The organism is Streptomyces colwelliae, from assembly GCF_048158785.1.
Lineage (GTDB): Bacteria > Actinomycetota > Actinomycetes > Streptomycetales > Streptomycetaceae > Streptomyces.
Window position 1 is genome coordinate 1 of the sequence record NZ_JBLTJC010000279.1, and the last position, 13,809, is coordinate 13,809.

14 protein-coding genes are annotated in these 13,809 nt (G+C 71.3%); 9 read left to right on the top strand and 5 right to left on the bottom strand.

Annotated features, from left to right (window positions below; genetic code table 11):
• Window positions 1–165: 165 nt before the first annotated feature.
• Entirely contained in the window at window positions 166–1,320 is a 1,155-nt protein-coding gene (locus tag ACNFOC_RS38815) for an MFS transporter (RefSeq protein WP_416963730.1), read from the bottom strand.
• 120 nt (window positions 1,321–1,440) lie between these two features.
• On the opposite strand from ACNFOC_RS38815, the gene ACNFOC_RS38820 reads away from it, so the two are divergent.
• The 3 genes from ACNFOC_RS38820 (at window position 1,441) to ACNFOC_RS38830 (ending at window position 3,722) form a co-directional block, all read left to right on the top strand.
• Window positions 1,441–2,208, top strand: a complete 768-nt coding sequence (locus tag ACNFOC_RS38820; RefSeq protein ID WP_416963717.1) for a helix-turn-helix domain-containing protein — start codon at window positions 1,441–1,443, stop codon at window positions 2,206–2,208.
• A 138-nt stretch (window positions 2,209–2,346) separates the two neighbouring features.
• Window positions 2,347–2,652: a hypothetical protein gene (locus ACNFOC_RS38825; protein WP_416963718.1), complete on the top strand. Its 306-nt coding sequence runs from the start codon at window positions 2,347–2,349 to the stop codon at window positions 2,650–2,652.
• A 53-nt stretch (window positions 2,653–2,705) separates the two neighbouring features.
• Window positions 2,706–3,722, top strand: coding sequence for an NAD-dependent epimerase/dehydratase family protein (locus tag ACNFOC_RS38830; protein WP_416963719.1), 1,017 nt, complete (start codon window positions 2,706–2,708; stop codon window positions 3,720–3,722).
• Window positions 3,723–3,762: 40 nt separating this feature from the next.
• Here the strand turns inward: ACNFOC_RS38830 and ACNFOC_RS38835 are convergent, their stop codons facing one another.
• Window positions 3,763–4,431 carry a peptidase E gene (locus ACNFOC_RS38835; protein WP_416963720.1) on the bottom strand — a complete coding sequence of 223 codons (669 nt, stop codon included), beginning with the start codon at window positions 4,429–4,431 and terminating at the stop codon, window positions 3,763–3,765.
• Between the two features lie 93 nt (window positions 4,432–4,524).
• On the opposite strand from ACNFOC_RS38835, the gene ACNFOC_RS38840 reads away from it, so the two are divergent.
• From ACNFOC_RS38840 to ACNFOC_RS38860, 5 genes are all read left to right on the top strand, one after another.
• Entirely contained in the window at window positions 4,525–5,343 is an 819-nt protein-coding gene (locus ACNFOC_RS38840) for a DUF4253 domain-containing protein (RefSeq protein ID WP_416963721.1), read from the top strand.
• A 42-nt stretch (window positions 5,344–5,385) separates the two neighbouring features.
• Window positions 5,386–5,739: a hypothetical protein gene (locus ACNFOC_RS38845; protein ID WP_416963722.1), complete on the top strand. Its 354-nt coding sequence runs from the start codon at window positions 5,386–5,388 to the stop codon at window positions 5,737–5,739.
• A 92-nt stretch (window positions 5,740–5,831) separates the two neighbouring features.
• Window positions 5,832–6,770 (top strand): bifunctional helix-turn-helix transcriptional regulator/GNAT family N-acetyltransferase, encoded by a 939-nt coding sequence (locus ACNFOC_RS38850; protein WP_416963723.1) that lies wholly within the window; start codon window positions 5,832–5,834, stop codon window positions 6,768–6,770.
• 17 nt (window positions 6,771–6,787) lie between these two features.
• Window positions 6,788–7,588, top strand: a complete 801-nt coding sequence (locus ACNFOC_RS38855) for a sugar phosphate isomerase/epimerase family protein (RefSeq protein WP_416963724.1) — start codon at window positions 6,788–6,790, stop codon at window positions 7,586–7,588.
• Between the two features lie 79 nt (window positions 7,589–7,667).
• Window positions 7,668–8,912, top strand: coding sequence for an MFS transporter (locus ACNFOC_RS38860; protein WP_416963725.1), 1,245 nt, complete (start codon window positions 7,668–7,670; stop codon window positions 8,910–8,912).
• Here ACNFOC_RS38860 and ACNFOC_RS38865 read toward each other — a convergent pair.
• The 3 genes from ACNFOC_RS38865 to aroA form a co-directional block, all read right to left on the bottom strand.
• Window positions 8,890–9,480: an RBBP9/YdeN family alpha/beta hydrolase gene (locus ACNFOC_RS38865; RefSeq protein WP_416963726.1), complete on the bottom strand. Its 591-nt coding sequence runs from the start codon at window positions 9,478–9,480 to the stop codon at window positions 8,890–8,892. The two genes, ACNFOC_RS38860 and ACNFOC_RS38865, sit on opposite strands and share 23 nt — an antisense overlap.
• A gap of 70 nt (window positions 9,481–9,550) precedes the next feature.
• On the bottom strand, window positions 9,551–10,222 hold the full coding sequence (locus ACNFOC_RS38870; protein ID WP_416963727.1) for a GNAT family N-acetyltransferase: 672 nt from the start codon (window positions 10,220–10,222) through the stop codon (window positions 9,551–9,553).
• Between the two features lie 4 nt (window positions 10,223–10,226).
• Window positions 10,227–11,468: a 3-phosphoshikimate 1-carboxyvinyltransferase gene (gene aroA, locus ACNFOC_RS38875; RefSeq protein WP_416963728.1), complete on the bottom strand. Its 1,242-nt coding sequence runs from the start codon at window positions 11,466–11,468 to the stop codon at window positions 10,227–10,229.
• A gap of 403 nt (window positions 11,469–11,871) precedes the next feature.
• On the opposite strand from aroA, the gene ACNFOC_RS38880 reads away from it, so the two are divergent.
• Window positions 11,872–13,692: a glycoside hydrolase family 3 protein gene (locus ACNFOC_RS38880; RefSeq protein ID WP_416963729.1), complete on the top strand. Its 1,821-nt coding sequence runs from the start codon at window positions 11,872–11,874 to the stop codon at window positions 13,690–13,692.
• Window positions 13,693–13,809 lie beyond the last annotated feature (117 nt).

Sequence of the window (13,809 nt, forward strand, 5' to 3'; positions counted from 1 at the left end):
GGGGGGGGGGTTGACGGGGGTTGGAGGGCGGAGCCTGGAGCCAGCGGGCTCGTACCGGCTTCGGGCCGGCATCGAGGCCGAGTTCGGTGAGCTGGTGGATGCCGCCGCCTGACGACACGTCGCCGCGCGGCTGCTCGCGCGCCGGGACGGGTGCGACGGCGTGCGTCAGGGGGCGGTGCGGGGTGTGTCCTCGGCGGGCAGCGGTTCGTCCTCGGCCGGTTCGCGCAAGAAGGTGGAGAGCAGGATCGCGAGCACCGGCACGGTGGCCAGTACCGCGAGGGCGCCTCGGGGACCGTAGTGGGTCGCGATGATGCCCAGCAGCGGCATGAAGAGTCCGCCGGCGCTCATCGCGAGGCCGAGGGTGACGCCGGCGGCGGTGCCGGGCCGGCTGGGCAGGTAGTCCTGGCCGAGCTTGATGAGGACGGCGAACGGGATGTTCGAGATCAGGCCGACCAGCAGCGCGAGGGGCAGTGCGACGTACTTGTCGTCGCAGACCAGCATGAGCCACAGGGCGGGCAGCATGGCCGCGTTGCCGATCTGTACGGTGCGCACCATGCCGATGCGGTCCGCCAGCCGCCCGCCGAGCAGCGTGCCGGCCACACCGCCGCCGAGTTCGAGGGTCAGGGCGAGACCGCCGAGGCCGCTGCTCGCTTCCAGGTGACGGATCCAGTACAGCGAGATGAAGGTGTTCAGTCCGGTCGAGATGGTGGACCGCACGATCTCGACGGCGGTCAGGGCCGCGAACCTCCCTGGCCGGTCCCTGCCCTCGCGCCGCACCTTCTTGACCGCCGTACCGGACATGCGGTTGTGGTGGCGCAGGAGGACGAAGGCCATGAGGACGGCGGGTGGGATGAAGAGTGCGGTCGCGCCCATCCCGAGGGTGTCCAGGGCCGGGGTGACCAGCGCCGGGGCGATGAAGAACCCCACGCTGCCGCCCGCGGCGAAGTAGCTCATCGCGGTGGCGCTGCCCCCGGCCGCACGGCGTGCGTCGCGCCCCGCGGGCGGATGGAACATCGCGACACCGACACCCGCCATCAGCAGGAGGGCGAAGACCAGCGGGTAGGAGGGCGTCAGTCCGGACAGGCCCGCCCCGACACCGGCCAGGCCGACCCCCAGCGGCGACATCCAGCGCAGCCGGAACCGGTCGGCGAGCAGTCCGATCGGCACCTGCGGCAACGCGCTGCCGAGCGTCGCGGCAAGGGCCAGCCCGGAAGCCTGCACGTAACTGAAGTCGCGTTGCAGCACGAAGTAGGGGACCGCGGCGGGTACGAGGCCCTGGTAGAAGTCGTCGACGGCATGGGCGGCGGCCCAGATCCGCATCCGGCGCCAGTGTCCGGGCGGACCGCCCGCCTCACGGGGAGTACTTGTCTCCTGGATCGTTGTCACCCACCCACGATGGGCGGGAACACCCTGGGCGCGCTTCCCGTATTCTGCCTACCTATGTCGCAGATCCGCCACGAGCCCGTCGCGCCGACCGTCACACGGTTCCTCGGCGGCGGCGAGACCATCGAACGGCACCGCCACGACGACCACCAGCTGATCTACGTCAGCTCGGGCGTGCTCGCGATCACCACGGAACACGGCTCCTGGATCGCCTCGAACGACCGCGCCGTGTGGATTCCGGCGAACACCTGGCACGAACACCGCTTCTACGGCCGGAGTCGCTTCCACACCATCGGCTTCCCCGCCCACGGCAGGGCGCCCCTGCTCGACGCCGAAAGCCCTACGGTCATCGCCGTCGACGCGTTGGTGCGCGAACTGCTCATCGCGCTCACCGGCACCACCCTCACGCAGGCCGAGACCCGGCACATCGAGGCAGTGCTGCGTGACAGGCTGCGCCGCGTGACAGCGCAGCCCGTGGCCCTGCCCGCGGCCCGCGACCGACGGCTGGCCGACGCCTGCCGCCTCGTCGAAGAGGAACTGCACCAGCCCTGCACCCTCGCCCAGCTCGCCGACCGCGTGCACACCAGCGAGCGCACCCTCTCCCGCCTCTACCGCGACGAGTTCGGCCTGACCTTCCCCCAGTGGCGCACCCGGGTCCGGATCTTCACCGCGATGGTCATGCTCGCCGAGGGCGCCACCGTCACCGACACCGCCCACACCTGCGGATGGGCGACCACCAGCGCCTTCGTCCAGACCTTCGCCCAGACGGTGGGCATCACCCCGGGCGCCTACCGCGCGGGCATGGACGGACCGCGGCAGGAATGACGGCGGGCATTTTCGGAACGTTGGTACTCTCCGCGTCTACGGCGAGGCGGGGGGATCGTGGGAGTAGAGCTGTCGAGTCCTGAGAACCGCCGGTTCGGAGGAACTGGCCTTGGTGTCCTCTCCGGTGGGCTGACCGCGATGGTGACCACCGCTGCCATCGGCAGGGCATGGGCCGCTTGCGACATCGGCGTCAACTCGGCGGCCAACAGCATGACTTTGCTGTTTCTCGCGCTTCTCATATGGATCGCCGCCGCGGTTCCGTGGGTGGTCCTGCACAACACCCTCGGGAAACGTCATCGCGGGATAGCCCTGATCGCGGGGTTCGTCTTCACCCTGTGGTTCGCCTGGTTCCTCGTCACCTGGCTCGGGATGCCGGACTCCTACCCCGACCCGTTGTGTCCGGCCAACGTTCCACCTTGGTGGCCGCGCTTCATCCCGGTATGACTCCGCTGAGACCCCACCGCCCCGCCGCCACGAAGGTGCCCTACGATCCCCCAATGCCTCGTGCCCTCATCCTCGGTGGAACCGGTCTCGTCGGACGGGCGGCCGCGCTGCGGTTGCTGGAGGCCGGTTGGCAGGTGGATGTCACCGGGCGGGACCCGGCTCGGATGCCGGCCGAACTGTCCGCCGCCGGTGGGAAGTTCATCGCGGCGGAACGGACCGACGGCGGGCAGGTGAGGGCCGCTCTCGGGCCCGGTGCCGAGTTGCTCGTCGACTGTCTCTGTTACACCGCCGCCGACGCCCGTTCGTTGCTGCCGCTCGCCGCGGACTCCGCGTCCACCGTGCTGATCTCCAGCCGGGCCGTCTACGTCGACGCGGCGGGCCATCACGTCAACTCGGATACTCCGCCGCGTTTCGAGGCGCCGATCCCGGAGACCCAGCCGACACTCGCGCCGACGACCGACATCGACTACCGCTCACGCGAGGGATACGGCGCGAACAAAGTCGCCGCGGAGCAGGTCGCGTTGGAGAGCGGGCTGCCCATCAGCGTGGTGCGGCCGTCGCAGATCCACGGGGTCGGGGCGTCCCCGGCGCGTGAATGGGCCGTGGTCAAGCGGGTGTTGGACGGCCGTACGGCCTTGCTGCTGGCCCGGCGAGGTGCCGGGGTCGTCCACGGCACCGCCGCCGCGAATCTCGCCGCGCTCGTCGAGACGGTCGCCGGGCGGCCCGGCGCCCGCGTTCTCAACTGCGCGGATCCGGACGCGCCCAGCGTGCTGGAGATCTGCCGGACGATCGCGGGGCACCTGGGCCATGCGTGGGAAGAGGTCCTGCTGGACGACACGGCACCTGCCGGCCTGGGCCGCACCCCGTGGGACTCCGCGCACCCGATCGTCCTCGACACCGCCGCCGCCACGGCACTCGGCCACCGGCCGGCCGGTAGCTACGCGACCACGATCGCGCCCGCACTCGACTGGCTGGTGGAAGCGGCCGGGAACGGCCAACTGCCTGTCGACGACGGTTACTTCGCGGAGTACTTCGACTATGCGGCCGAGGACACGTTTCTCGCGGGATGAGAACCGGGTGGTCGTCCGGGGTTCCGCACCTCGCGTGATGTCACGGATGGAACCGCCACCGGCCCTCAGAGACGACGTCCACCTTGCCGTCCCTGACGCGCACGGCCGTGTCGTCGTCGATGAAGTAGATCGGGAAGTCCGCCCGCGCGGTGATGCGGTCGGCCCAGGCGTCGTCCCGCTCGGGGAAGTTCGGCGAGTACAGGTGGGGCTTGAGATACCAGTCGAAGAGGCCGAACGGCGGCTCCACGGTCGTCGCGCCGAGCACGTGGAGGTCCGCGGTGTCCCCGATGACGTCGGCGGAGTGGGTGGTGAGGTGGCGGCTGAAGATCATCGATCCGGCGCTGACCCCCACGTAGACCCGGTTCTCCAGCGCCTCCAGGAAGCCGTCGGCCAGGCCGTTGCCGGTGATGGCGCGCGCGAGGTGGTAGTGGTTGCCGCCCTCGACGTAGACGACGTCGGCGTGGAGCAGCCGGTCGAGCACCAGCTGCCGGGGCAGGCCGTTCAGCTCCAGGACGTCGAACTCCCGCCAGCCGAGGCCGTGCAGCCGGTTCATGTCCGCGACGAACCACCCGTGGTCGCCGGGCTCGGCGACCGATGCCGTGGGAACGAACACGACGTTCGCCGACCCGAACGGCTTTCCCAGCATGTCCCGCAGTGCGTCCCGTTGTGTCTCGTTGCGCAGGCCGCTCGCCGTCAGCAGAAGGTTCATCGGGCGAGCCAAGCACGGCCGGCGGGCGCGTGCAACGAACCAGGGATCCACTCCCCCGGCGCCGTTGTCAGTGCCTCCCCTTATCGTCCCGCCATGGTCTTCCCTCTTCCCGGCGAACTGTCCCTGTCCTCCGGCCGCTTCGAGCCGCGCGGGGAGGTGGAGGTGTGGTTCTCCGACGAACTGCCAGAGGATCTGGTGGAGTTGTGGCCCCGGCTGCTGGAGTCCGCCGAGGTCACGGGGTTGTATCCGTTCATCTGCCGGCGGGATGATCCCTGCCGGCCCGAGGACTTGAGCAAGGTCGACGCGATACGGCTCGACGCCGTGCTCGCGGCGGACTTCGCCGAGTACCGGCGCCGGCGGCTGCCGTACTGGTCGAATCCGGCGGCGGCCGACATGTTGCCGGACAGCGTGCCGGACGACGACGATCCCGAGGACTTCGAGCCCTGGCCGCACGACCCGGGGCCGCCCTTCGAGACCTGGCCCGGTCTCGCGGCGGGCGGGTCCGACACGGGTGCCGGGGTCAGTGCGGCGCAGGCCGCCCAGTGGGCCGTAGAGGATCTGCTCGGGGACGAACCCTTCGTACACACCTGCCAGTTGGCCCTTGTGCCCGCGCGTCGTAGTGCCGATGTGCCGGCGGTCGTCGGGTGGGCGGCCGAGGCTCCGCTTCCCTTGTTGTGTGCGCTGTTGCGGAGTTGGGAGGAGCGGTTCGGGGCGCGGGTCGTGTCGGGGTTCGGGGGTGCGCTGACCGTGTCGGTCGCCCGGCCGCCCCTCGATGTCCCGCACGCTGAGCAACTCGCCCTGGAACATGTGCTGTCGACCGCCGACAACATCGTGGACGATCCGCCGACGCCGTTCCCCGAGTACGCCGACGGGCTGATGGGCCGGCATCAGTGGCGGTTCTGGTGGGACTAGGTCACCGCATGGGTGCTCCTGCCTCCTGCCAAAATCTTCCGCATGCCCGAAGAGACGGAACAGCCCGAAGAGACGGGACAGAGACTCGACACGCTGTCGCGGATGATGGCCGAGCACATGGCCACGCCCTTCCCTCCCGACGCCCGTGGTCTGGAGATCGCGGGCGAGGACATGGTGCTGCTCGACGCTGATGCCTATGGATACGTCTCGGGTGTCCGCGAGGGCCCGCTCGACGAGCGGCGCCGTGCGGGCCTGGTGAGGGTCGCGGCGGCGCTCGCGGAGGTTCTCCCGGCGATCGGCGACGAGCGCACGGCCGATTACTACACGCACCTGCGCGACATGGCCGCGCTGGCCGTCGAGATCGAGACCTCGCCGGCCATGGACGAGCGGCCCTGAAACATGGACGCGCGGCCCTCCCGGGTACTACCGTCAGAACCGCAATACCTCTGACTGAGTCAACTACCCTGAGCGAGCACCGGGGATCGATCATGACCGTCCAGGACATCCGCGCCTTCAACCGCTTCTATACGAACGTCATCGGCGCCCTCGACTACAGCCGCCACCTCTACGCCCCCTTCACCCTCACCGAGTCCCGCGTCCTGTACGAACTCGCGTACTCCCCTCGTACGGACGCCGCCGATCTCCGTTCCGAACTCTCCCTCGACGCCGGGTACTTGAGCCGGATCCTGAACCGGTTCGAGCAGGACGGGCTGGTCGAGCGGGCGCCCTCGGAGCGGGATCCGCGGCGGCGGCAGGTCACGCTGACCGCGCGGGGGCGGGAGACCGCCGAGCTGCTGGCCGAGCGGGCGGACGAATCCGTGGGGGCGCTGCTCGCGACCGTGCCGGACGCCGACCGGCCGCGGCTCGCCGAGGCACTGCACACCGTACGGACCATCCTGTCGGCGTCGGACAAGCACCGGCCGCGGCCCGAGGACGTCGTGCTGCGGGAGCCGGGGCCCGGTGACCTGGGCTGGATCGTGCAGCGGAACGCGGCGCTGTACGCCTCCGAGTACGGCTTCAACGCCGACTACGAAGGGCTCGTGGCGCGGATCGTCGCCGATTTCGCCGAGGACCACGATCCGCATCTGGAGCGGGTGTGGATCGCCGAGCTCGACGGGCGGGCGGTGGGGTGTGTGATGTGCGTGCGGGACGACGCCCCGGGGACGGCCCGGCTGCGGCTGCTGCTCGTCGAGCCCGACGCGCGCGGGTTGCGGATCGGGGATCAACTCGTCGCGGCGGTCGTCGAGTTCGCGCGCGGGGTCGGTTATCGCGACCTCGTGCTGTGGACCAACGACATCCTCGGCGCCGCCCGCCGTATCTACCAGCGGCACGGTTTCGTCCTCACCGCCGAGAAGCCGCACCGCTCCTTCGGCCAGGATCTCGTCGGCCAGGACTGGCGTCTCGACCTGCACGGGACCGGTGAGTGACGAGTAGGGTCCTGAGTATGAAGCTCGCCTTCTCCACCCTCGGTGTCCCCGGGCTCCCCGTGGCCGACGTGCTGCATCTCGCCGTCACGCACGGTTATCACGGCGTCGAGTTGCGCGCGCATCCCGAGGAGCCCGTGCACCCCGGTATCGACGCCACCCAACGGGCCGACGTGGCCGCCGAGTTCAAGGCGGCCGGGGTCGAAGTCCTGGGCCTCGCCGGGTATGCGCGGGTGGCCGCGCCGGGCGACGACGCCGCCGTACTCACCGAGATCCGTGAACTGCTGGAACTGGCACGGGACTTGGGCGCGCCGTTCGTACGGGTCTTTCCCGGCGGCGGTACCGAGCAGACTGTCGAGGAGGCCGATGCCACGGCCGCCCGGCGGCTCGGTACCGCTGCGGAGTGGGGTGCCGATCTCGGCGTACGGGTGCTGCTGGAGACCCATGACTCGCACCGGACCGGCGCGGACGCGCTCCGCGTGCTCGGGCCGGTCGGGCACCGGCAGGTCGGCGCGCTGTGGGACGTCATGCACACCTGGCTCGGCGGCGAGCAGCCGTCGGAGACGCTCGCCGCGCTCGGCCCGTATCTCGGATACGTGCAGGTCAAGGACATCGCGTCGGCCGACGACACCACCCCGCTGCCGCTCGGCGCGGGTGTCCTTCCGCTCGCCGAGTGCGTCGAGGTCCTGTGCCGGCACGAGTGGGACGGCTGGCTGTGCTGGGAGTACGAGAAGCGGTGGTACGAGGCCGCCGCCCCGCTGCCCGAGCTGCTGGCCGCCGGTCACGATCACCTGGCGCGGCTGCTCAACGACTCGGCGTAAACGGCTGGCGGCGACGGCGGGCCCCGGCTTAGGGTCCCCCGGTGCCTCCTCGACCCGCTCCGCGCCCCGTCCTGCCCTCATGAGCCTCACCCGTACGTTGATCGACGTCCGGCCCTTGCGGACGTCCCCGGTGTTCCGGCGGCTGCTGATCGGGCGGACGGTGTCCGTGCTGGGCGCGTTCATGACCTCGGTGACCGTCATGTACCAGGTCTGGGAGATGACCCACAGCACGGTCTGGACGGGCGCGGTCGGGCTGGCGAGCGCGGTGCCGATGGTGGTCGTCGGGCTGTTCGCCGGTTCGTGGGTGGACCGCGGGGACCGGCGGCGGATCTTCCTCTTCAACACGGTCGGGCAGGCCGTCTGCTCGCTGCTCCTCGCCGTGCAGGGTTTCACCGGTCACGTCCCGGTGCTCGGCGTCCTCGCGCTGATCGCCGCGCAGTCGTGCTTCGGCGCGGTGGGCGGCCCGGCGTCGGGCGTGTTCATACCCCGGCTGCTGCCGAAGGACCAGGTGGCGGCGGGCCTGGCGCTCAACACCATGTCCTTCACGACCATGATGCTCCTCGGCCCCGCGCTCGGCGGCCTGCTGATCGGCTGGGCCGGCATCGGCGCCGGCTACCTGGTCGACGCGCTCACCTTCCTCGCCGCTTTCTACGGCGCCTTCGGCCTGCCCGCGCTGCCGCCCGAGGGCGAGCCGTCCCGGGGCGGCCTGCACGGTGTCCTGGACGGCCTGCGCTTCCTGACCGGCCACCGGGTGGTGCGCGGCGCGCTGCTCACCGACCTGGCCGCGACGGTGCTGGCGATGCCGGTCAGTCTCTTCCCGCTGATCAACTCCGAGCGTTTCGGGGGCGATCCGCGCACGCTGGGCCTGTTCCTGTCGGCGATCTCGGTCGGCGGCATCACCGCCTCCGTCTTCTCCGGCGCGGTCACCCGGCTGGGCCGCCCCGGTCCGGTGATGCTGCTCGGCGCGAGCACATGGGGCGTCGCGCTGGCGGCCTTCGGCCTGATGACGAACCCGTGGGCGGGACTCGGGTGCCTCGCCCTGGCCGGCGCGGCCGACGCCTGCTCGGTGGTCTCCCGCAGCACGATCATCCAGACCCACACCCCGGACGCCCTCCTGGGCCGTGTCTCCGCCGCCGAACAGATCGTCGGCCAGGCGGGCCCCAACCTCGGCAACCTCCGCGGCGGCCTGGTCGCCGGCTGGACCTCGGGGGCGACGGCGCTGTTCACCGGCGGGCTGTTGTGCGTGCTGGCGGTGGCGGGCGTGGGGGCGGGTACGCCCGAACTGCGGGCCGGAGCAGGCGTCACCCCACCGGTCGAGCCGTGAGCCGCACCGTCCCGTCCAGGCACCAGTCCAGTACCGCGGGCCAGGAGCCGTAACCGGCTCCCAGGTCCAAGTGGCCCCCGCCCGGGACGAGTTCGGTGGGGATGCCGAACGGGTCGCCGTAGGCGGTGCGGGCGCCTTCCGGGCAGTACGGGTCGTCGTCGCCGGCGACGAGACGGACGTTCCCGGGGAGGGCGAAGTCCGCGGCGGGCAGGGCGAATCCGGCGACCTCCGGATACCCCGCGACGACGGACGCGGACGGCGGTCCGACCAGCAGCACCCGGTCGACCGCACCGCCCTTGACCAGCCCGCGGGCGACGGCGTGCAGCCAGAGCAGGGCGGAGGCGCTGTGCGCGAGAACGACCCGCTCGGAGTCGGCACCGCCCGGCAACTCGCCGAGATGGCGGCCGAGTTCACCCAGCCATACGTCCAGGTCGGGCTCGTCGGGGTCGGGCAGCTGAGGGTAGGTGACGTGGTGCCCGAGTGCGCGGAGCCGGTCGGCGAGCCAGTGCTGCCAGTGGTCCTTCGGGCGGTGGTTCTGCCAGCCGTGGAGGATGAGGTACGCGGTCATGAGGGCGATGGTTTCCGATCACCGGCCGAACGGTCCAGTCGGTCTTTCGAACGGTCCGGTCGGTCCGCGATCAACTCAGGCTGTCCGCCCGCGTGTTGCCCCGCGCCAGCCGTGTCCGCACCCGCGCCTCCAACCCCGCCCGGCACTCCCCCCACTCCGCCGCCGTGATCGAGTAGATCGCGGAGTCCCGCAACCGCCCCTCCTCGCCCGGCGCCCAGGACCGGGACCAGTTGCGCAGTACGCCCTCGAAGCGGGCGCCCACGCTCTGGATCGCGGCGCGGGAGCGGTCGTTGCGGGCGTCCGTCTTCAGGTCGACGCGGGAGACGCGCCACTCCTCGAACGCGTGCCGGAACAGCAGGAGTTTGGCCTCGGCGTTCACACCCGTGCCCTGCGCCGAACCCGCCAGCCAGGTGAACCCGACCTCCACGGCGTCCAGTCGGTCGTCCGTCAGCCAGGAGCGGGGTTCCCAGTAGGCCGTGACACCGACCGCCTTCCCCGTGGCCGTCGACACCTGGGCGTACGGCGCGAGTTGCCCCGTCGCCGCCCTGCCCGACTGGGCGTCGATGTAGGCCCGGACCTCGTCCGCCCTCGGCACCCAGGTGAACTCGTACGAACCCCGGTTCTCCTCCGCCGCCACCGCCAGATCGGCCGCGTGCCGCTGATCGAGCGGCTCCAGGCGCACCAACTCGCCTGCCAGCACCGGAGCCTTCAGCCCCAACCCCACACCGAAACCCACACTCATCCCCTCATACCGGCAACTGCCCCCGCAGCACCCCGAACGCCTCGTGGAACCCCGGGAAAGTCTTCCGTACGCACCCCGGGTCGTCGAACGAAATACCCGGTACCCGCAGCCCGGTCACCGCGAAGGACATGACGATGCGGTGGTCGCCGTAGGACTTGATCTCCGTGCCCGTGACGGGAGTTGTCCCCGGGCGGATCTCGATCCAGTCCGGGCCCGTCGCCACGTCCACGCCCAACCGCCGGAGGCCCTCCGCACAGGCCTCCAGGCGGTCGCACTCCTTCACCCGCGTGTTGCCGACGTCCTCGATGCGGACCGGGCCCGAGGCGAAGGGGGCGATGGCGGCCAGGGTCGGCATGGTGTCCGAGATGTCGCGCATGGTGACCGTGAGGCCGCGGAGTTCGCCCGTCCCCCGCACCCGGGTGCCCCGCGCGCTCGTCTCCACCTCCGCGCCCATCCGGCGCAGTACGTCGACGAAGCCCAGGTCGCCCTGGAGCGCACCCGTGCCGAGACCCGGGACCGTGACCTCGCCGCCTGTCACGGCCGCCGCCGCGAAGAAGTAGCTCGCGGTCGACGCGTCCGGTTCGATGCCGTAGGTGGTGGCCCGGTAGCCCCCTGGCGGGACGACGTAAGTCGCACCCTCCTTGCGGACCTCCACCCCGAACTCCCGCATCATCGCGATCGTGATCTCGACGTACGGCGCGGAGACCAGGTCCGTGACCCTGATGCGCAGGCCCTTCCTGGTCAGGGGGCCCAGCAGGAGCAGCGCGGTCAGGTACTGGGAGGACTGACCGGCGTCCAGGACCACCTCGCCGCCCTCCACACCCGACGCCTCGATGCGCAGGGGGTGGTGGCCCTCCGCCTCCTCGTGGCGCAGGTCGACGCCCAGGTCGCGCAGGGCCCGGGTGAGCGGGAGGAGGGGGCGGCGGCGCATCTGCGGGGACGCGTCGAAGCGGAAGCTGCCGTGGCCCGCCGCCGCGAGGGTGGGGAGGAAGCGGGCGGTCGTCGCGCCGTCCCGGCAGTACACGTCGGCCTCCGCGACCGCCGGGCCCTGCGGGCGGCCGTCGATCTGCCAGGCGTCCGGGGTCCGGCCCACGCGATAGCCGAGCCGGGTCAGGCCCTCGGCGAAACCCTCGGTGTCGTCCGAGCGGAGGGGGCGCCGGAGGGTGGTGACACCGTCGGCGGCGGCCGCCAGGAAGAGGGCGCGGGCGGTGATGGACTTGGAACCGGGGATGTCGACTACGGGCATGCCCTCATGATCGGGCGGCGGTCGGCCGCCCCGCCGGGACGTCCACGGGATGGACGACCACCGTTCGCCCGTACGTCCCCGCGCATGACCACATCCGTCCCGTTGTGCACGGGTTCACCAACTTCCCGGAATCCGCCGGGAGGAGGGAACCCGCGCCCCCTCCCCTCCGTCCAACCGGCATGCTGCCGGATGAGTCTCCGTGGTCCGGCGTCGGCCTCGCTGCTGGCTGCGAACGCTGACAAACCCTCTCCTCCGTACCGCGGCCGGCAGCAAGCCGTCATCGGCGCGCCCCCCTCCAACTGCGCCGATGGCGGCCCCTCCTCCGGTTTACTGTGCGCTCCCTTGACTGGCAGAAACTTCCCGGATATTCGTGAAGTCTTGGAAGTTTCCTTCAGCGGATCCGATGATCCGAAGTGGAACACCTCCGGAAGGAGCGCACGTGCCCTCCAGACGTACCGTCCTCGCCGCGACCATGGGCGTCACCGCGTCCCTCGCGGTCGGCGGCACCGCCCACGCCGACGACAAGAGACTCCGCTCGCTGATCTCCCGCATGACATTGCCGGAGAAGGTCGGCCAGCTGTTCGTGATGCGGGTCTACGGCCACTCCGCCACCGCCCCCGACCAGGCCGACATCGATGCCAACCTGAGCGAGATCGGCGTCCGCACGGCCGCCGAGATGATCGCCAAGTACCACGTCGGCGGCATCATCTACTTCGCCTGGGCCCACAACACCCGCGACCCCCACCAGATCGCCGACCTCTCGAACGGCATCCAGAAGGCCTCCCTCAGCCGGCCGCGCGGGCTGCCCGTCCTGGTCGCCACCGACCAGGAACACGGCATCGTCTGCCGTATCGGCGCCCCCGCGACCCTCTTCCCCGGCGCGATGGCGATCGGCGCCGGCGGCTCCCTGGGCGACGCCCGCACCCTCGGCCGTATCTCCGGCGCCGAGCTGCGGGCGATGGGCGTCAACCAGGACTACTCCCCCGACGCCGACGTGAACGTCAACCCGGCCAACCCGGTCATCGGCGTACGGTCCTTCGGCGCCGACCCGGACGCCGTGGCCGGCCTCGTCGCCGCCGAGGTGAAGGGGTATCAGAGCAGCCATGTGGCCGCTACCGCCAAGCACTTCCCGGGGCACGGCGACACCGCCGTGGACAGCCACTTCGGGTTCCCCGTCATCATGCACAGCCGCGAGGTGTGGGAGGCGCTCGACGCCGTTCCCTTCCGGGCGGCCGTCAAGGCGGGCATCGACTCAATCATGACCGCCCACATCATGGTCCCGGCCCTCGACGACTCCGGCGACCCGGCCACCCTCTCCCACCCGATCCTCACCGGCATCCTGCGCGGCGAACTCGGCTACGACGGCGTCGTGATCACCGACTCGCTCCAGATGGAGGGCGTACGCCAGAAGTACGGCGACGACCGCGTGCCCGTGCTCGCGCTCAAGGCCGGGGTGGACCAACTGCTCAACCCGCCCTCCCTGGACGTCGCCTGGAACGCCGTCCTCAAGGCCGTGCAGGGCGGGGAGTTGACCGAGGCGCGGCTCGACGAGTCGATCCTGCGGGTGCTGCGGCTGAAGGCGCGGCTGGGGCTGTTCGAGGACGCGTACGCCGACCGGGCGGGTGTCGACCGTACGGTCGGGACCGGCGCTCATCTCGCCGCCGCCGCCCGGATCGCCGAGCGGACCACCACCCTGCTGGTCAACTCGGCGGGGCTGCTTCCGCTGTCCCGGCGTACGCACGGGAAGGTTCTGGTGGTCGGCGCCGATCCGGCCTCCCCCTCCGGTACTACGGGGCCACCCACCGGTGTGCTCGCGGCGGCCCTCGGGGAGTTGGGGTTCACGGCGACCGCCCGGTCCACCGGTACCGAGCCCTCCGCCTCCGTCGTCTCCGCGGCCGTGGCCGCCGCGCGTGAGGCGGACGCGGTGGTCGTGGCGACGTACAACGTCACGGCGAGCGGTTCGCAGAAGACGCTCGTCCAGCAACTGGTCGCCACCGGGAAGCCGGTCGTGGCCGTCGCCGTCCGCAACCCCTACGATGTTGCCCAACTGCCCTCGGTGTCCGCCTACTTGGCGTCCTACTCCTGGACCGACGTCGAACTCCGGGCGGCGGCACGGGTGATCGCGGGCCGGGTCCGGCCGCGCGGCAAGCTCCCGGTGGCGGTGCGGCGCGCGGACGATCCGACGCAGGTGCTGTATCCCGTCGGGCACGGACTGTCGTACTAGGGGTACGTTCCACCCCCGCCCAGTTCGGCGAGGACGTCGTCGTGCTCGGGGCGGTCCGCATCGGGGGCGAGATGGTCCACGAGCATCAGCAGCATCTGCACGGCGAGGGCGCCGAGG